This window comes from Rubneribacter sp. (genome assembly GCF_965361815.1).
Genome location: NZ_CBDTNW010000161.1, coordinates 1 through 19349, shown reverse-complemented (window position 1 = coordinate 19349; position 19349 = coordinate 1). Strand labels below are relative to the sequence as shown.

General features: G+C 65.2%; 16 protein-coding genes. All 16 read right to left on the bottom strand.

What is annotated here, in order from left to right:
- The coding region (locus tag ACWKY3_RS11915; RefSeq protein ID WP_449316623.1) for a hypothetical protein at positions 1 to 1311 on the bottom strand (1311 nt) is incomplete at its 3' end.
- A gap of 1 nt (position 1312) precedes the next feature.
- Entirely contained in the window at positions 1313 to 1957 is a 645-nt protein-coding gene (locus ACWKY3_RS11910) for a hypothetical protein (protein ID WP_449316622.1), read from the bottom strand.
- Between the two features lie 2 nt (positions 1958 to 1959).
- The gene (locus ACWKY3_RS11905; RefSeq protein ID WP_449316621.1) at positions 1960 to 7728 is read right to left on the bottom strand and encodes a hypothetical protein; all 5769 of its coding nucleotides are present in this window, start codon (positions 7726 to 7728) and stop codon (positions 1960 to 1962) included.
- 12 nt (positions 7729 to 7740) lie between these two features.
- Positions 7741 to 8433, bottom strand: a complete 693-nt coding sequence (locus tag ACWKY3_RS11900) for a hypothetical protein (RefSeq protein WP_449316620.1) — start codon at positions 8431 to 8433, stop codon at positions 7741 to 7743.
- 123 nt (positions 8434 to 8556) lie between these two features.
- Positions 8557 to 9336, bottom strand: coding sequence for a SipW-dependent-type signal peptide-containing protein (locus ACWKY3_RS11895; protein WP_449316619.1), 780 nt, complete (start codon positions 9334 to 9336; stop codon positions 8557 to 8559).
- Positions 9337 to 9378: 42 nt separating this feature from the next.
- On the bottom strand, positions 9379 to 9891 hold the full coding sequence (locus tag ACWKY3_RS11890) for a signal peptidase I (protein ID WP_449316618.1): 513 nt from the start codon (positions 9889 to 9891) through the stop codon (positions 9379 to 9381).
- A gap of 572 nt (positions 9892 to 10463) precedes the next feature.
- Positions 10464 to 11366, bottom strand: a complete 903-nt coding sequence (rhaD, locus tag ACWKY3_RS11885; protein ID WP_449316617.1) for a rhamnulose-1-phosphate aldolase — start codon at positions 11364 to 11366, stop codon at positions 10464 to 10466.
- 12 nt (positions 11367 to 11378) lie between these two features.
- Complete coding sequence (gene pyk / locus ACWKY3_RS11880; protein ID WP_449316616.1) at positions 11379 to 12884, bottom strand: pyruvate kinase; 1506 nt, start codon at positions 12882 to 12884, stop codon at positions 11379 to 11381.
- A 218-nt stretch (positions 12885 to 13102) separates the two neighbouring features.
- A complete protein-coding gene (locus tag ACWKY3_RS11875) occupies positions 13103 to 13483 on the bottom strand; it encodes a desulfoferrodoxin family protein (RefSeq protein WP_449316615.1) in 381 nt (126 codons plus the stop codon).
- A 153-nt stretch (positions 13484 to 13636) separates the two neighbouring features.
- Positions 13637 to 14470 carry a prolipoprotein diacylglyceryl transferase gene (gene lgt, locus ACWKY3_RS11870; protein WP_449316614.1) on the bottom strand — a complete coding sequence of 278 codons (834 nt, stop codon included), beginning with the start codon at positions 14468 to 14470 and terminating at the stop codon, positions 13637 to 13639.
- Positions 14471 to 14511: 41 nt separating this feature from the next.
- Positions 14512 to 14748, bottom strand: a complete 237-nt coding sequence (locus ACWKY3_RS11865) for a UDP-N-acetylmuramoylalanyl-D-glutamate--2,6-diaminopimelate ligase (protein WP_449316613.1) — start codon at positions 14746 to 14748, stop codon at positions 14512 to 14514.
- A 115-nt stretch (positions 14749 to 14863) separates the two neighbouring features.
- Positions 14864 to 15157 (bottom strand): hypothetical protein, encoded by a 294-nt coding sequence (locus tag ACWKY3_RS11860; protein ID WP_449316612.1) that lies wholly within the window; start codon positions 15155 to 15157, stop codon positions 14864 to 14866.
- Positions 15158 to 15190: 33 nt separating this feature from the next.
- Complete coding sequence (locus ACWKY3_RS11855; protein WP_449316611.1) at positions 15191 to 15424, bottom strand: NifU family protein; 234 nt, start codon at positions 15422 to 15424, stop codon at positions 15191 to 15193.
- 151 nt (positions 15425 to 15575) lie between these two features.
- On the bottom strand, positions 15576 to 17033 hold the full coding sequence (locus tag ACWKY3_RS11850) for an LCP family protein (RefSeq protein WP_449316610.1): 1458 nt from the start codon (positions 17031 to 17033) through the stop codon (positions 15576 to 15578).
- A gap of 10 nt (positions 17034 to 17043) precedes the next feature.
- Complete coding sequence (murA, locus tag ACWKY3_RS11845; protein WP_449316609.1) at positions 17044 to 18333, bottom strand: UDP-N-acetylglucosamine 1-carboxyvinyltransferase; 1290 nt, start codon at positions 18331 to 18333, stop codon at positions 17044 to 17046.
- A gap of 221 nt (positions 18334 to 18554) precedes the next feature.
- Positions 18555 to 19349, bottom strand: a 795-nt coding sequence (tsf, locus tag ACWKY3_RS11840) for a translation elongation factor Ts (RefSeq protein ID WP_449316608.1), incomplete at its 5' end; no start/stop codon positions are given.

Here is a 19349-nt window from a genome sequence, read left to right as displayed (position 1 = left end):
GGCGGCCATGCGCTCGGCCGACGAGGCGGCCTCGGGCAAAAACTCATCGTAGAGAAGCCCTATGCGCGCACCGTCGTTCGCCGGCAGCCCGGGGTTGGCGTTGCGCAGAAACGCCGTGCCCGCGGCCACGTGGGCATGCGCGCCCGAATCGTTCGCGCATTCGCCTCCCAGCGTGCCGTGCGCGGTGAACGAGCCTTCCACCGCGCTGCCCTCGTCGGCGAACGCCTGCGAAAGGCCCAGCGCAGAAAGCACGCTGGCGGTTGCGGCCGCAAGGGGGGAGTCCTGCCCGTACACCGGTCGCAGGATGTCCGTCGAGAGGCTCTCGGCCGCATCGGTGTCGCTCACCTCGCGCACCCGCACCGTGGCAACGGCCCCATCCGGGCCGGCCGCCAATCCGCCTGATGGCAGCGCGAGCGCTTTGCCGTCCACCGTCACCGCAGGATCGCCCGCAAGCGGCTCCACGGCTATGCGGTAGACCCCAGCCTCCGCGCCCGAGGTCACCGCAGCGTCCTTCGCATCCACGTAACGCCAGGAAAACGGCATGCCCTGCGAAGCCACGTCCCACGACCGGCCGTCCACCGTCACCTCGCTGTCCACGCCGATGTTGGCCCAGGCGGGCTCGGGAAGGGCGTTGGCGCTGCTGCCGTCGGCGGCCGCCTGGCCGGCCACGCTGCCCGTGCCCAGGCCGCCTTCGTAAGCCACCAGGTCAAGCGCCATCGGCTCCACCACGTTCGAATCGCCGGAACCGTCCTCCTCCTCAACGACGATCTCCCACAGCACGTGCGCCTCCTTGCCGGCCACCTCGTTGCCCAAACTCGCGGGCACCGAAAGCTCCAGCTCCAGATCCGCGCTGCCGGCCGACTGCGCCGCGTACACCAGCGTCTTCTCCGCGAACACCGACCCCGGCTGCCCGCTCTGCTCGCCCTCGGGCGTGCGCGCTGCAAGCGACACCTCCGCAAGCGCCCGGGACAGCGCCTCGTCGCCCGCCGTGCCCAAGCGCGCCTGCACGTACACGCGCGTAGGACCCGCCACGTTGGCAAGCTCCAGATGGATGCGCTGCGTGCGCTCGTCGCCCGGCATCAGGCCCTTGAACGCGGGGAACAGATCCTGCCCCGCTTGGGAGCTGCCGTCTACGGCAAGCGCGTCGGCCGCGCCGTCGTAGGAAACCGTCGGCTCGTCGGCGGCGAACGCCGGGTGCGCGCCGCCCACGGCCAGCACGCACGCCAGCGCCACGGCCGCCGCCATCGCACACGCCCCCGCAGCTGCGCGCGACCCCGCCGCGCCGCGCATCCTCACGCGCACTCCGCCCATCCTAGGCACCTCCCTCGGCCGTTGCGTTTCCCATAATCAGCGTGCCATCGCCGCTCACGCTCCACACGCCGGAAGCCCAAGCCTTCTCCACGGCGCCCGCAGGACTGGCCTGGATGCTCTGCACCGCAACCTCGCACACAAGCCTGCGGCCGTCGGCAGCGTCCTTCGTGCATTCAAGCCTGCCTATCAGGTTTCCGGTCTTGCCGTTCGGCTCCAGCGGCGCCGTCCAGTAATAGAAACCGTCCGGCCCTTCCTGCCAGTTGGGATCGCCGGGAAAGTCCATCAGCGTATAGTCCGCGCCTTTCTCGGGTTCCTCCCACAGCTGGTTGCCGTCCGCGTCCTGCCAGTAGATGCTCACCGAGGCGCGCACGTAGGCGGTCACCGCGTTTGGGCTGTCGTTCGACACGTGCACGTTCTGCTTCACCGTGTCGCCGTCCGCAAACGGCTGGTCGTCCGATCCGCTCTCCACCACGGTTGGCTCCACCGAGCCAAGCACGAACTCGTTGCTCGCTCCATCGGCCGCCACCAGCCACGCCGCCACCTGCAGCACGCCGGCCGCAGCCAAAAACGCCGTCAGCACGCACGCGAGCACGCCCAAGCGGAAGGGCCGCGACGAGGCGAAGCGGCTTCTCTGCTCCCCCGCCATGGCTACTCACCTCCCGCATTCTGGCCACCCAGCAAGTTCTTCACAAAGGCGAAGCCGTCAACCCAGGCGGAATCCTCCCGGACGTTTTCCACCTTCACCGCAGCCGACGCGCTCGCGCCCTCTCCCGCGTTTCCGTACTGGACCGACACCTCAACCGCGCCGGCGACGTCCGCATCCGTCGCCGTCACCCACGCGCCCGAGCCGTCCTCGCCGCCGCCGGGGTTCCACACGCGCACCGTCGGTTTGTAGCGCCATGCCCACTGCGCGTTCTCGGACACCCGGTACGTGCCGCACGGCACCGAAAGCACCGCCTGGCCGCTGTACACGCCTTCGTCGTTAGGCGAATCCCCCACCTTCACCGTCACCGTCCGCTCCTCGTCGCCGGCGCTCACCGCAAACGAGAACGCCGCGCCCGCCGCCCGGGCGTCCGTCGTCTCCTTCACGATGGCGAGCGTGCCGTCGAACTCGAACAACGCATCGCCCGCATTCAAGCCGTCCGCGCCGGTGGAATCCGTGCGGGTCACGTCGTCGTCGATCTTTTGGAAACCCTCGTCAAAGCGCTGGTACAGGGTCACCGGCACACCGCCTGCGCCCTCGGCCAAAGGCGTGCCCGCGCCATTGTAGGAACGGCTCGCCACGTTCACTTTCAGCTGCGGCTGCGCGTACGGCACGGTCAGCGCCGCAGCCACCGTCAAACCACCGCCATCGTCGTTCGAAATGCCCCAGAGGAGCTTGCTCGTGTAAGAGGCGTCGCTCGCATCGGTGGCCGTGAACACGTTCGTCACAGGATAGAGGTCGAGAACCTTTGTGTTCATGCTTTTACACAAATCGACGACTCCTTGGCGCGTGAAGTTGTTGGTATCGTCAGCATTCCACGTTTCAAAGTCGTTCGCCCCTTTTTTGAGGCGCCACGTGCTGAATTTCTCCACTTCGTTGGGATTGCTCTCGTTGCTCTTTTCCACTTGCTGCTCGATGGCGGAGAACGCCGCAACATCGACCACCGCTTCGACCTGCTCGGTTTTCTGCGTGCCGTCTTCGTTCAGAGCAGGATTGCCGTCTTTGTCGAACAAAGGCACGTCCACCGTGGTCAAGAACCCGCGCGACTCATCCTCGGCCACGGACGCAGCGTAGATCACGCTGTTGTCTGTGCCGTGATACTGCACGGTGTAGGTTTCGGTGTACACCGCCGTGTAGGTGATGTCGGCGAACAGGGCATCGCCCGACAAGCGGTGAGTGTAGGACGAGGTGAGCTGCGTGCTCGCTCTGCCGTCGACGCCATACCCCGTGTACCAGCCGTCGAAACGATAGCCCGGGTAATCCTTGGCAACAAGCGTGGCGTCCTCATCGCCCCATTCGACGAAACGATATGTGCTGGCATTCTCGCCCATAACGTTGTCGATATTGGATTCTACCGGCACATTCGCCTGGCGATACACCGGCCACAGCTCCATCGAATGCTCCACCACGGTCCGCTCGCTCACCATGGTCACCGGATCACCAGCATCGTACGTCACGTAGCCACCTTCGCCCGACCCCGGCCCCTCTTCGGTCCAACCCAGGAAGAACATGTCCCCGCCAACCTTGTACGCAGGATCGGGCGACTTCCCCAGCGCATCGCCCCGAGCGCGCGTTTCCACCTTCGTTACGTCGTCGTCAAGGTGATACACCACCACAAGCGGCTCGTACATCGCCACCACGGTATAACTTTCGCCCGCCTGAACCTCAATGGTAAGCGTGTTGTCGTCATTGGTTGCAGGGTGCTCGTCCACCGCGCCATCGCCATGACGAACCTCGAAGCCTGTGAGTTGATAGATCGTGCCGTCCGAGCCCGTCACATAGCAGCCATTGTCTGCCGTAAACGTCACCCGAGCGCGAGCATCGGCAGTGTAGGAAACGTCTGCAGAAACATTTTCTGTTCCAACCTTGTCAAGCACTGCGCCGCCGTCGTTGTTGTAATTCACCGACACCGTGCCGGCAATCTCATCGGTAGCAAGCGTTTTCGCATCTACCATGCTGGGATCTTTCGGGGTGTTGATGCCCGCACCTTCAATAACCCCTGCTTCGGCAATATTGCTTGTGGTTTCAATATCAAACCGCGTATAGACTGCTTGCAACTCCATCGGACCAGTGCAAACAGCATTCTCGTCAATAAGATACGGCTCAATCCGGCTCACGTCCGAAGCGCAATAGTACCGAGTGGTCGTATTATCTGGGCTATACATGTCACCTGACTGAAACAGATAATTGTAGAGATCAGGAGTCTCGGTTTTCATATCGGTCACATCAATCCAGCCGAGGAAAATAAGACCATCAACGTTCATGTCACCGGCGCTCGGCGAAGCGGCACTCGTGCTGGAAAGACCCGAGTCGTCGCCGGTAAAATGGTAGGTATAGGTATTCTCGACCTTGTCATCAAGAAGCACCTTCTGCTCGTACGTGCGCTGCACCACTCTTGGCGACTGCTCTACAACCTTTTGCCTGAATGTTACTTTTGCAGTTACATGTGCCTCTATCCAGTAGCGATAGCCGGTCGGAAGTCCGTAATCAGCTGCAGCACCCGTCTTCCATTTATATCCAGTATCTGTCTTAGACCACCTACCGAGAGAATAGTCGCTTTGCGCATCCCAACCATAAAACCAATAATCATTATTAATACTATCTTCAGTATTAAAATCGTCATCTTCGATAACAACATAATATTGATCACGAAGATCTCCTGTTTCGCTGGCGCGATACCCCGTCACCGCTGGCCCCGTTGGAAAATCTGTTGTCACAGTAATATTGCCATAAGCGCCAACAACGGATGTTGCGTTATGCGCATCAACAACAAGAGGCGCCACGATAGCGCCGTTATACGCATGACCAAGATCATCGCATTTAACAATGTCAGTGGGGTAATTTCCCTCGTGCAATTTCCAATGAGAGAAAGCAAAGCGTCGATACGTCGGACCAGCAATGCTCTCGAACTCGCTCTTATAAGTTTCCCATAGCTGCGCGAAATACGTCCACTCCTTGACCACGTCGTCTGCTGGATAATACATATAATCCACCCGGTACTCGAAACGGGCTTCGTAGGTATGGGTTCGGGTGAGGTCCACGTCGTCGAGGTAGAACCTTTGCTCCTTGCTCACGCGAAGGTCTATCGGGTGCTCGATTCCCTGGTTGTCGACGTACGTGACCCTTTCGTACCAGCCGAGGAAGCGGACGCCATCGGGGAATGCGCCGGCGACCCCCGCCCCCGCAACCTCCACATACATGCGATCGCCGTCCTGACCGATGTCCACCGAACCGTAGCCTTCACGCAGCTTGACATCGTCGAGACCGTCCTGCTCGTTGCCCTCGTAGACCACGTTGACATTGGAGATGTAATCCGAGTAGACGGGATAGAGGTTGGCAGCTTCGGTCACGGTGTAGGTTGCGCCAAGCTCGTAGAATGCGCCGCGTGCTTTGAGGTCGGCGAGATCCGTGGAGGTGATGGCAGGATAGCCGAGGTCGGCGCCAGTTTTCAAATCGGCTTGCGTCGTCCAGCCAATGAGCGTGGCGGTAGTTGATGGCGCCGCCGTTTCCCCGCTTTCAGTCACCTTGTCAGGCAGCGTGATAGCTTTCCCGTAGTCGTACCAATCGTCGCCCGTGCTTGGATCCTGTGTGCCATCCACATCAACAAGGTTGCCCGACGCGTCGTGCAGCAGCACCATGGCCTGCGCTTTGAGGACATAGAGGTCGTTGTCGGCGTAGTCGGTGGGATCTTGGGCTTCGTCGGAATCGGGCCAATGGAGGGTTATCGCGCTGTCGGTCACATCCGCAGAAGGCTCATCGATCAAACACCCCTCGTCAAGCACGGCGTTCGTCCCATTGCCCAGCACGCCGTTCTTGTCAAGGAAGATAGCATGGTTTTGCGCGATATCGTTCACCTTGACGCCGCGCATCCGGTACCAGCCCGCTTCGCGGTAACCTTCGTTATTCCCTCCGCTATCCTTGGCATCGCACTCCCAGCTGCTCCCTACGGGCACCTCCGTCGTCATGTTGGCCGTAATCTCAACCGGGTCGTCTCCCGCCATGTAACCCTGGACGGCGAAATCGTACGGATCGCTCGTGGTCTGCACGTCCCCCTCATCGCTCGCCAAACCCGTGGTGCCGATGGTCACGCTGCCGGCACCCGGGAAATCAAGCGTCGCTTTGATGGAGCCGCCGTGCACGGGAATGCCACGGTTGTAGTCCATAACCCACTTGTTGTAGTGATTCTTGCTCCATTCGCTTTCGCTCAGATTGCCCGTGAACTCGTACCATGTCTCATTGCGATTGGGCAGCGTGCCGCCCGCGAAATCGAAGCCCTGACCCTCCCAGAAATCGCGCTCATCGTAGCTATCGTCGCGTGGGCCGAATGCGGCTCCATCGGCGTATCCGCCGCTGTACGTGGTCTTGACGGCCAGAATATCCGCATCGGGGCTGCTCAGGCTGCGCATGTAGTACGCTTGGTCAATCCGCGCGTTGTCTCCCCCTCGCCCGGTGATGCCGCCGATGTACTTGTCCGTCTCGGGAGCCGGTATGCCCAGCGCGATAATGTTGTAGTTGTACGAGCTGAGGTTGCCCGCGTACGACACGCGCTGAATGAGGTTTTCCTCTTTGTCGGTTTCGCGCACGATACCCGCGATGCCGCCCGTGTAGCCGCGCGTCACGCCCAGGCCAAGGCCCAATCCGAAATCGATCTTCGCATAGGTGTACACCTTGGCCGTGCTGAAGCTGTCTACCACCTTCGAACCGGTGTCATCGCCCTGCATCATGCCCACCACGCCGCCGGTGAACAACTCCGAGTAACTGGCCACGCTCACCGCGGTGTCGTATTTGTTGGTGACGTCCGCATACGTGCGATTGCCGCTCTCGTCCATGATGTCGGTCACGCGGCAGTACTCGATGACGCTGTCGTTCATAGCCCCCACGAGCGCGCCCAGGTACAGCGGCTGCCCGCCGAGCGCCGCCACGCCCTGGGTGGCGCTGCACACCACGCGGCCGGCTCGCATCTCGCAGTTGTAAAACGTGGAACCGTCCGCTTCGCCCGCAAGCATGCCGCCCATGAGGCCGGCGTTGGTGATGAGGCTGATCACGTTGTTGCCCGGGATAACGCTGGAGGTGCACCGCTCGCACGTGACGTTCAGCAAAAACGTGTCCTTGGCCGATCCCACCACCACGCCGCCACGGTACGACGCACCCACGTAGCAATCCTGGAAATTGACGTTTTTGATGATGGCCCCGTTCGTGCGACCGAAGAACCCGCAATCGGCAACAGCCACAATGCCCGAACGCTCGCTATTCAGATTCTTGAGCGTGTAGCCCTGTCCGTCAAAAGTGCCCGTAAAGGGACAGTCGGACGAACCGACGGAAAGCTGTTTGCGATCTGCGTTCGGATCTTTATCGAAACTGAATTCGGCGAAGTCGATATCTGAGTCGAGCGTAACGAGATAGCCGGAAAAATCGTATTCCGCAGCAGCCTTGGCAAAGCTCCACCAACCCACTGCGCTCTCATGCTGAACCGGGTCATCGGGTATGGGATTGAAAACGCTGTAATGCGCTGGCACATCCCCGTTTCTCTCCACCCACTCGAAACCAGCAGCGTTGTTCAAACCCTCAATGCGCGTTTCCGTATACACCGGCTCGTCCGCGCGAGCTTCCTGCGGGCAGGCAACCGCTGCCAGCAGAAAAACCATCGCAGCGAGCGCGGCGGCGCGCAGCGCGCGGGTGAGTTTCGAAGCTGTTCGGAACAGAGTGCTCGTCATGGCCTATCCCCCTTACGCAGTCTGGCTCGGGGGCCATCCGGCCGCGTCCAGCACGTTGTCCTCGTTGTTGTCAGCCTGCACGGCCTGTGCCCGAATATCCAGGTAAAACGTCGAATCATCCGGAATGCCCAGCGCGGCAAGCGCATCGGTGTCGAAGGCGAGCGCCTCGATGAGCTCTGCGGTGGTGCCCGCAGCGCCCAGCGGCGTGGTGTAGTAGAACCATCCGCCCGCGCCGTCCGCGTCAGCCCGGAACACCCAGGTGTCGGCGGGCAACGCATCCGGGGCTTGCGCTCCGGCGTCCGAGGTGTCCACGCCCGCGCCATAGCGATAGTCAACCGCCGAAGCGGCGTCTTGCCGCGCGCCCTCCGCGCCGGCCTCCATGTCCAGACGCACGCGCACCCAGCACGCGGCATCGCCTGCGTTCTGCACGCGCACGATGCGGCTTGCGCCCGTATCCGCATCCACGCGGTCGGCATAGCCGTTGGCCACGGGTGTCTCCTGACCGTTCTCCAAAGTTGTCTCCAAGAGACGTATTTTGACGTTGCCGAACGTCAGCACGTTGTCGGCCTGCAGCGAGCGGACCGTGTACGCCTGCACGGCAAGCACCGCCGCGCACGCAAGCGCCGCCGCTGCCGCAAGCGCCAAGATACGTTTCTTCCATGACGAAGCCCGAACCTCGCCCGCATGTTTTGCCTGGCTGGGCATGAGTATGCCTTTCGAGAGTGCGTGCAGATCAAAGCCCCCGCACACCCCGCCGCGCGGAAACGGCGGGGTGTCGACGGCAAACGCGCAAGCAGCGCCGGGGCTGCTTGGGGTTGGGGATTAGCTTTACAATTTAAAGCCCAAATCCTCCGCCCAGATTTGAGCGGCCGCAAGAGCAGACGTAGCCGATCCTTCCGCTTCAGTGTCATCGGCGGCATAGATATACGCATAGACCGTTATCTTTGGTGCGTCCGCTCCTGTGCCGCTTTTGTACTGATCCATGTCAGCCTTTTGCGGAGCTGCCACAGTCTTAAAGACCTCACCGGTATAAGCACCGTTACCGGTTGCTTCCGTTACGAGTTTCACCGGGTCAGTTCCAGATGCCCCAGAATAGACAAACAAGCCATCTGTATACCCAGTTTCAGTATTGGTGTCACTTGTGCTGTGGGTATAGTCCGCCACTGCACTCCATCCTGCTTCCAATGCGAATACCGGCGCGTGCAGAGCAATATTAGCTGCAGAGTTATCGGTCAGCGTTTCGCTCTTAACGTACAAGAACACATACGCTGGATCGCTGCCTGCACCTAGTCCTACATTCGGGTTCTTCTCGATAGAAACACCGGGTGTTATTTTGGCATCCGGCTCCCAATTCGTCTCCGTCAGATACCCAGACAAGAATTCGTCATCATCGACAACAGGGGTGTCAGGATCCGGCGTATCAGGATCAGTTGGATTTGGCTGAACTGTTGGCGGCTTGAAGTTGCCAATGGTGAACACGTTCTCCGCGTCTTCCGACGTCGTCAACCACGCGAGCACGCCCGCCACACCGCCTACCACCAGGCAGCAGGCGAGGACCGCGGCGACAATCCCCTTCTTGCTCCTCTTCTTGCTTGTCTCTTGCTCCATGATTGCTCCTTCCAAAAGCAATTCGTCCCCGTTCCCCGCCCGTCATCGAGCACCCCCGGCGCGTCGGCCGTTCCGCGAGCCCCCGACGAGCGAGAGCAGGACCAGCACGCCAACGACTACGACAACTATGTAGACCCCCGGCGGCGTCGTCACAAAGTCGTTGACGTAGCCAAGGTAGGGAACGCACAGCACAGGGACGCCCACCACCTGCGAGAACGAAACCGGATCCGCATCGTGCAGGATCGATCCGTCCGCGGCCTTGTTGGCTATCCCCTGCGTCAGGATGGTTTGGGACTCCGCATCCACCTCGTAGGCTTGATGGGTGACCAGAGAGCCGGAGTCCTTGCGAAACGTCACGGCGTCGCCGGGTTGGATGGTGGCCGGGTCGGCGGCGCGCACGTAGACGAGGCTGCCCACGGGCAGCTGCGGTTCCATGCTGCCGGAGAGCACGGCGTAGGGGGTCAGCCCCACCAGCCGCACACCAAGAAACGCCACCACCAAGGCAACCAAGGCGATCAAAACGCACGTGGTCAGAACATTGACGAGGCGCCTCATACGCAGTCCACCCTTTGCGGGGTAGTCGCGCGTTCGAGGCGCCTCGTCGTCATATGGCATGCTCCGTATTAGTGGCTGATCGCGGACATCCCGCGACCGAAACGGGTGCCCGAAGAAGAAAAGAACCCCATCCCCCTTCGATCACCGCCTCCATTGAACACCCCCCCCCGGTTTTGTCAAGGAAATGATCGGGGTCCCCTTGACGAAAGGTGTTACCCTTCGCATGCCTTTTGGCGAAGCATGAGTCACCCCCCCGCTCGCAGCGCGCGACTTCGCCAATATTTTGCCGTTTCGGCCACCTGCACGCGCTACCCGCTGCCCGCCGCAGGCGCTTGATCGCGCTCGCCAGCCGCATCCGCCGGCCTCCCGCGCTCGCCAGCCGCACCTGCTGGTCGCCGCCCGACAATCGCACCCGCTGGCTGAACCTTCTGACCGTGCTTATCAGCCGCATCCGCTGGCTTCGTCGGCTGCCGTTTGCGCCTATCGTCCGCGTCCGCCTTCACCGGCCGTTGTCCACGCCTGCCGTCTGCGCCTGTCGGCACAGCACCGCAGTTGCAGCCGCGCGACTCGTCCTACAGGTACGCCTCGTTCACGGCAAGGCCGTACGCCTCGGCGATGCCGCGCAGGCCCTCGTCGGGGATGGTGCTGGCGAAGCGGTCGCCGCCGCCGTTCATCATGAGGGCGCGCGCGTGCACGCACGCCGCCTTCTCGACGGCTTGCGCCAGCCCGAACGCCTCGTCGAAGGTGGCGCCTGCGCACATGAGCCCGTGATGCGCCCACACGCAGACGGCGTGGTCGCGCAGAACCTCGGCCGTGGCCTCGGCGATGGCCGATCCTCCCGGCACCGTCCACGGCACCACGCCCACGCCGGAGGGGAAGGCCACCATGGCCTCCAGCATGGCCTTCCACAACGTGCGCGTGAACGTGCGGGCGTCAAGCGGCACCACGTTGGTGAGCGCCACCGTGTACGCGGGATGGGCGTGGTACATCACGCGGCTCCTGCCCGCTGTGGCCTCCTTGCGCGCGGACTGCGCCAGCGCGTGGGCGGCCATCTCGCTTGTTGGCATGCGGCCGTCCTTGAAGCCCCACACGATGCGCCACGCGTCCCCCGCAGGACCCACCTCCACGATGCCCGCGTTCGCGTCCAAATCCAGCGCCACGTTGCGCAAATGGCTCCCCGACGCCGTCACCAGGAAAAACTCGCCGCGCAGGTTGTCGGCCCGCACGCCCATGGGCACCCAGGAGCTGGGATTGTCGTAGAAGAACGACCGGCACGAGGCCACCTCCTCGGGCGCAAGGCGATACGACAGGTTGCCCCCGTTGCCCTCGTGCCACCCTTGCGCGCATCCGTCGGCGGCAAGGCGCGCGAAGCCCTTCGCGAACGCCTGCTGCTCCACGGCCACGCCCGACACGGCGCCTTTTGCGGCGGACACGCCGCGGTCGAACATCGTTTGCGCATCGTCCAAAAAACCCATGGGAACCTCCCGTCAATCCAGAGCCGACGCCTGCGCGCCGGCCTGCGCGTCCGCGCGCCCCTCGGCGCGAATCTGCACAACGTACATCACGTTGGTGGCGGCCACCGCGCCCGCACCGTCCGGCCCTCCGCCCGACAAGGGGCTGGTGGTTCGGTCGCCCGCGGTGAACACCGCCATGTCCCCCGGGCTCACCAGGCCGCTCGCCTGCACCGTCTGGCGCGCATGCTCTATCACGCGCTGCATGTCCCCCTGCACGTCGCCGATCATGGGGACCACGCCCCAGTTCAGCTGCTGCTGGCGCATGACGCGGGGAAACGGCGTGACCGCGTAGATGGGCACGCGCGGGCGCAGGTTGGACACCAGCCGCGCGGCCCGGCCCGACATGGTGGGCGCCACGATGCAGGCCGCGCCCACGTTCTCGGCCGTCTGCACGGCGGCCATGCCCACGGCCAAATCCACGCGCGCATGCACCCGGTGCCGGTCGGGGGGCCGCTCCTCGAACAGGTACGCCTCGCTGGCCTCCGCGATGCGCGCCATCATGCGCGCCGCCTCCAGCGGATAACGCCCCGATGCCGTCTCGCCCGAGAGCATGACCGCGTCGGTGCCGTCGTAGATGGCGTTGGCCACATCCCCCACCTCGGCGCGCGTGGGCCGAGGGTTGCGGATCATCGAATCCAGCATCTGCGTGGCGGTGATGGCCGGCTTCGACGCGCGGTTGCATGCGCGCACGATCTCCTTCTGGATGTGGGGCACGCGGTAGGCGGGAACCTCCACGCCCAAGTCACCCCGGGCCACCATGACGCCGTCGGCGGCCTCGATGATCTCGTCGATGTTCTCCACGGCCTCCGCGCACTCCACCTTGGCGATGACCATGATGCCCGCGCCGCCGTGCTCCTCCAGAAAGCCCCTGACGGCGCGCACGCCCGCCGCGTCGCGTAGAAACGACGCCGCCACGAAGTCCACGTCCTGGCGGATGCCGAACAGAAGGTCCGCCCTGTCCTGGTCGGTCATCACCGGCAGCGGCACCGACGTGCCGGGCAGGTTCACCGACTTGCGCTCCCCCAGCTCTCCTGAATTCTGCACCGTGCACACGATGTCGATCCCGCGCACCTCGTCCACGACAAGCCCGATGAGGCCGTCGTCCACCAGCACGGATGCGCCGGGACGCACCGCGCGGGAAAGCCCGGGGCAGGTGTGGGACACCTCCTGCGCCGTCCCCTCCACATCGCGCTCGGTGAGCACGATGCGGTCCCCGGCCTCAAGCCGCACCGGCGCGCCGCCCGCCAGGCGCCCGGTGCGGATCTCGGGGCCGCGCGTGTCCAGCATGACGGCGCAGGGAGAGCCCGCCTCGCGGCACGCCTCACGCAAGCGCTCGATGCGCGCGGCATGCTCCTCGTGCGATCCGTGCGAGAAGTTGAGCCGCGCCACGTCCATCCCCGCCGCCAGCAGCTCGCGCAGGGTCCGCCCGTCGTCCACTGCGGGGCCGAGCGTGCATACGATCTTCGTTCTCCTAGTCATGGGGTGCATGATACCTCGTCCTCCACGCGCCCGCGCCGCCGCCGGGCCGATCGACGAGTTTTCACACAAGCCGTCGCAGACACCCGGCGTCCGCCGTCCGCCGCCCGGCACCCGGCGCCCGGCGCCGCAAGCCGCGCCCCGTTCCTTCCCGCGCCAAAAAAGCGCCCGCCCCCTTTCCGGGAACGGGCGCCTCAACGCCGCGTTACACGCGCCTGGACCTACACCTCGGCGACCCACAGGCCGTGCAGGTTGCAGTACTCGTACACCTTGACGGGGGCGTCGCCCTCGGCCACGGCGAAATCGGCCGTGGGGGCATCGGCGGGCGTGAGCTCGCGGAACTGGTAGCCCTTCTCCGTGACCAGGCAGATGAACGTGATGTAGTGCTCGTCGGTCATCGGATGGAGCGTGCTGCCCACCTCGACATGCACCTTCGAGCCGTCCACGGAAACCACCGGAACGTGCTTCTCGGTGGCGGCGTCGGTGGTGTTGGCGACAAGCTCGGTCATCTTCTCGCCGCAGCACACCAGCGGAACGCCGGCGTCGAACGGCTTGACGGCGATGTTGCCGCAATGCATGCACTTGTAGAACTTGAGATCCATGATGATGCCCCCTTTGGCTTCGTATGCAGGATGCCCTGCCTTCCGGACTATGATAGCGCACGGCGCGCGCATCCGGCGCGGGCGCGGCGGATTGAGGCCGAAACGTAACGTCCCAACGCGCCTGCCAGCCGCCCTTGCGCAACCGGCTAAATGTTACTCATGTTGTTCCATTTCAGGAAGCCCCTTTTGGGGCTTCTTCACGACAATCGCATAAACGAGCACCGCCGCGCCCACCAAGATCAACGGGACGCTCAGCAGCTGCCCCATGGTCAGCCACCCGCCCCACAAATACCCCAGCTGCACGTCCGGTTCGCGCACGAACTCCACCAGGAAGCGGAAGCAGCCGTACATGACCAAAAACGTCCCCAGAAACGTGCCGCGCGGCCTGGGAGGACGACGCCGCGAGAGCAGGTAGAGCACCGCGAAGACGACCACGCCCTCAAGCAGCGCCTCGTAAAGCTGAGAGGGATGCCGCGCCATCTGGCCCGCGGCGCCGCCGAACACCACGCCCCACGGCGCGTCCGTGGGAGCGCCCCACAGCTCGCCGTTCACGAAGTTCGCGCAACGGCCGAAAAACAGGCCGAGCGGCGCCCCTATGCAGCCCAAATCGGCCAGCGTCAAATACGGGATGCGCGTGATCTTGGCCGCGACGATCCCGGCCAGAAGCGCTCCCACAAGCCCGCCGTGAAAGCTCATCCCGCCCTCGTTGGTCGCGAGGATCTTCTCCGGATGCGCCAGGTAGAACCCGTCTCCGTAGAACAGAACGTAACCCAGGCGGCCGCCCGCGATCACCCCCACGATGACGCAGAACATGATGGTGGCCAAGGAGTCGACGTCCACCTTCACGCGCCAGCGGCGCGCCGTGCGCCACACCACCAACGCGGCCAGCGCGAACCCCAGAACGTAGGCGATGCCGTACCACCGGACGGAAATCGGTCCGAAGGAGAAGGCCACCGGGTCGATTCCCTGGTAGATGTCGTTGAGCATGGAATTCCTTTCGGCTTGCCCCGGGCAGAGCGCCCGAGGAGCTATTCGCGGCCCATCCCCGCGCCCACCTCGATGGCGGCGAAACGGACCTCGTCGCGCAGCTGAAGCGGTATGCGCTGCATGCTGGACACCGCGGCGCCGCACCGGGGGCAGCGAAGCGCGAACATCGCGAAATCGGAGCTGAGGACCATCATGGACTCGTAGCGGCACACGTCCAGACCGTCCGCCCCGCACGCGGGGCACCTCACGCCTTGGCCCATCGTCTCACGCTCCTTCACACCGCTCCCACGCCTTGGATGCTCCCCATTGTAGCAGAAGCAATCGCCCGCGCGGCATGGACGGCGGAGCTTTCCGCCCTATGCAGCAGAACGCGCCCGCAAGGGGCGCGTCCTGCTAGAGCAAGAACCTGTTCGGGTTGCCCTGCCGGGCGACGCGGCCCTCCGGGCGGTCGGCCACGGAAGGCCCGCGCTCGAGGAAGTGCTCGCAGAAGCGGCACACCTCCTTGACGGCGGCGTCGTAGTCGCGCTCCGGATTCAGCAGCAAGGCGAAATCCCGGCACACGACATGGGTCGGCCGCGCGCAGGCAGCGTAGTGGCAGTCGGCGGGACAGGGCTCGCCGGGCACGTTGTGCGGGCAGCGCGACATCATCTCCTCGTCGCAGCCCCGCCTCTCCCAGCAACCGGCCATGCGCCCCGCCTCCCTCATCCGCCGCTTCCGGCGCTATTCCATCGCCGGGACGACCTTGGTCACGCCGGGCACGCGCTCCTTCAGGATGCGCTCCACGCCGTTGGCCAGCGTCATCTGGGACATCGGGCAGCCCTTGCAGGCGCCCTGCAGCTCCACCGTCACCGTGCCGTCGTCGGCCACGTCAACCAGCTTCACGTCTCCCCCGTCAGCCTGCAGGCTGGGGCGGATAAGCTCGAGCACGGCCGCAACGTCGTTCTTCTCAACCATGGGTCGCATCTCCTTCGTTCGATCGCAGATTGTCCGGCGACGATTCTACCACAGCCGCAGAAGGGCGCACGGCGCACGGCGCGGACGGCGGGCAACTTCTACCGGAAGGCCACACGGAACGCGGCGCCCCGTCGGCAGCAGGCGCCTCCCGTCAGGACGAGGGCTTCCAGTCCGTGCCCAGCACAAGCAAAACGTCGGTCTCGAAAGTGTAGGACCCCGCGTCCGCCACCGTGCGGCCGAACCCGAGGGCGGACACCAAGGTCTCGGCCGCCGCCTCGTAGGCCGCGTCCTGGTAGACGACCAGCGTCTCGGTGTACACGGCCGCGTCGGCGTTGCCCGTCTCGGCCACCTGGAACCCCAGGCCGGTCAACGCCTCGGCCGCCTGGGCCGCCGCGCCGGTCACGCCCCCGCCGTTGCGGACGGTCAGGGTGAAGCTGCCCGGGTCCACCGCCGCAACCTCCTCGGCCACCAGGGGCTGCCCCGCATCCACCTGCTCCATCAGAGAGGCCCATGCGCTGCGCGACGCCACGTAGGCGGGCGCGTCCCCGCTTGCGCTCTCATAACCGGGAACAAGCGCTCCCGTCACCGACGAGGCGTCCATGCCGCGCAGGGAGTCCGCCAACTCCCTGGCGTCGTTGGCCGACATATCAGTCCCAAACGTGCCGCCCACTTTGTCGATGAGGGCCAGAAAGCCCATCGCGTCGTCGCCCAAAAGACGAAGCGACAGGGACGAGAGCAACGCGCGCTGGTTCTCGGCCTGCGTTTCCAGGCCGTCCTCGAAGTTGGTGGCGCGGGCCAGCACCAGCGCCGAGGCGCCGTCGAGCGTTTGGGTCCCTGCGGGAAGGTACACGTCGCCGGCGGCGGGGTCGTCCACCTCCTCGGCCACCTCAACCTCGACACCTCCCAACCCGTCCACAAGATCCGCCAGGCCCTGCGCGTCCAGCTCCACGTAATGCGACACGTCCACGCCCGCGAAGGAGGCCACAGCGCCGATGAGGGCCGCGTCGCCGGAGGCGGCCGTCTCCCTCAGGGTGCGGGCCTCGCCGTCGGCGGAGGCCACCTGCAAGTCGGCGGGAAGCGACACCGCCGCCACGGCCTTCGACGCCGCGTCGACGCGCACGAGCGCCGCGCCGGTAAGCCCGTTCGCGTCCAGGTTCGCGGCCACCACCGCGTAGAACGCGCCGTCGTCGGCGCTTGCGGGCACCAGCGCCGAGGCCGCGTCGGAGTCCTTGAGCGCCAGCTTGCCGTCGAGCGTGCCGAACAGCGAGAGCACGCCCACGCCCACGGCCACGGCCGCAACCACGGCCAGGCATGCGAGCACCGCCGCCACGGCCCGCACGCGCGCGCGTCGCTGCACGCCGCGCGCGAACTCGCGATGGCTCATGCGCCGCGGGGTCCTTGGCGCGGCGCCGTCCACGGGACGGACGTTGTTCACGAAACCGCGGGCGGCGCGGCGCTGCCGCCGCGCGCTGGAGAAGCCCACGGACTCCGCGTTCATGGACCCCGTGCGCACCTTGCGCGGCACGTGCGTGCCAAGGGTCGCCGTCCTCAAACGGCGCGAGGTGGTCTTCGACTGGGCTGCCGTGAAGCCCTGGCGACGCCTGACCATGGGCGGCCCGCTAGCGCGCCGCAGACGCGTCTTCCGCCGAAGCGCGCCTGACGTTGGCCCCAAGGGAGGCGAGCTTGCCCGCGTAGTCCTCGTAGCCCCGGTCGATGTGGCCTATCTCATGCACGCGCGTCTGGCCTTCGGCCGCAATGCCCGCAAGCACGAGCGCCGCCCCGGCCCGCAAATCGGTGGAGGACACGTCGGCGCCCTGCAGCATGCCCACGCCCCGCACAAGCGCGTGGTGGTCCTCTATGGTGATGTCGGCGCCCATCCTCATGAGCTCGCTTGCGAACATAAAGCGGTTCTCGAACACGTTCTCCGTGATGACCGACACGCCCTCGGCGCAGGCGGCCAGCAGCATGAACTGGGCCTGCAAATCGGTCGGGAAGCCGGGATGGGGCAGGGTCTGTATGTCGGTGGGCGCAAGCGGACGCTCGCGGCCGACGGTGATCCAGTCGGGTCCCGTCCGCACCTCGCAGCCCATGGCTGAAAGCTTCATGAGCGCCACGCGAAGAAACGACGGATCAATGCCGCGCACGGTGACGGGTCCGCCCGTAAGCGCGCCGCCCACCAGGAAGGTGCCCGCCTCTATGCGGTCGCCCACCGTGGTGTGGTCGCAGGGACGCAGCTCGGAGAGCGGCACGCCCTCCACCTCCACCAACGACGTGCCCGCGCCGCTCACCCGCGCCCCCATGGCAACCAGCATGTTGGCAAGGTCCACGATCTCGGGCTCGCACGCGGCGTTCTCCAGCACGGTGCGCCCCTCGGCGGCCACCGCGGCCATGAGCAGGTTCTCCGTGGCCCCCACGCTGGGGAAGTCCAGCACCACGTGGGCGCCGGCCAGCCCATGCGGCGTGCGCGCCTCCAAAAAGCCGTGGTCGATGGAGAACTCCACGCCCAAAGCCTCCAAGCCCACAAGGTGCATGTCTATCTTGCGCGCGCCTATCTGGCAGCCGCCGGGCATGGCCACGCGCGCGCGGCCGAAACGGCCGATGAGCGGCCCGAGCACCGATATGCTCGCGCGCATCTTGGACACCAGCTCGTAGGGAGTCTCGCTGTTGTCCACCTCGGCGGTGTCCACCGTCAGCACGTGCCCGTCGCGCTCGACGGTGGCGCCCAGGCGGCGCAGCACCTCGGACATGATCTCGATGTCGGAGATAAGCGGGACGTTGCGGATGACGGACGGGCCCTGCCCCAGCAGCGCGGCGGCGATGAGCTTGAGGGCCGAGTTCTTCGCGCCCGACACGGCCACCTCGCCCGCCAGCGTGTTGTTGCCCTCCACGATGATGATTTCTTCGGCCATGGATGCTCCTCCGTGCCCGCGAAGGCGCGCGGGCCGTTTCGTCTATGATGAGGCGCCCATTGCGCGGCGCGCCGGAAGTTCCCAGACGCCATTATAAAAAGCCGAGGCCCGCATGGCGCGGGCCTCCACAACGAAAGCAGAAGGGACGAATAGGGGAGAAGGTCGGCGCCAAGGGGCCTTGCGGCGTCAAGAAGATCCGGCGGCCGTCAGGCGCCGGAACCTTATTCGCCCAGAACGAAGCGCTTGAAGTCGGCGATCTTGATGGAGCCGCCCAGGCTCTTGGCCACCTCGGCGGTGTAGTCGGCCACGGTCTGGTCGGGGTTCTTGACGAACGCCTGCTCGGTCAGCGTGTTCTCCTTGAAGAACTTCTCCAGGCGGCCGGTGGCCATCTTCTCCTGGATGGCCTCGGGCTTGCCGGACTCGGCGGCCTGCGCCATGTAGATGGACTTCTCATGCTCCACGATGGCCGGATCCACGGCCTCGCGGTTCGCGGCCACCGGCGAGGCGGCGGCCACCTGCATGGCCACGTCGCGGCCGTAGGCCTTGAAACCGTCGGAAGTCGGGTCGATGCCCTCCACGTCGAAGCGCACGAGCACGCCGATCTTGCCGCCGCCGTGGATGTAGGACGACACGGCGCCGCCCTTCTCCACCGCGAAGCGGGCCAGCTGGATGTTCTCGCCCAGCGTGTGGATGGCGTCGGTCACCACGGCCTCCACCGTCTCGCCCTCGGCGTCGGCGGCCTTGAGGGCCTCCAAGTCGGCGGGGTCGGCGGCCAGGGCGGCCTTGGCGATCTTCTCGGCATAGGCCTTGAACGTGTCGTTCATGCCCACGAAGTCGGTCTCGCAGTTGAGTTCGACCACGGCGCCGGCCGTGGCGTCGTCGGAGACGATGGCCATGACCGTGCCCTCGTTGGTGGCGCGGCCGGCCTTCTTGGCGACAGCGGCCAGGCCGCGGGTGCGCAGCACGTCGACGGCCTTGGCCATGTCGCCCTCGGCCTCGACGAGCGCCTTCTTGCA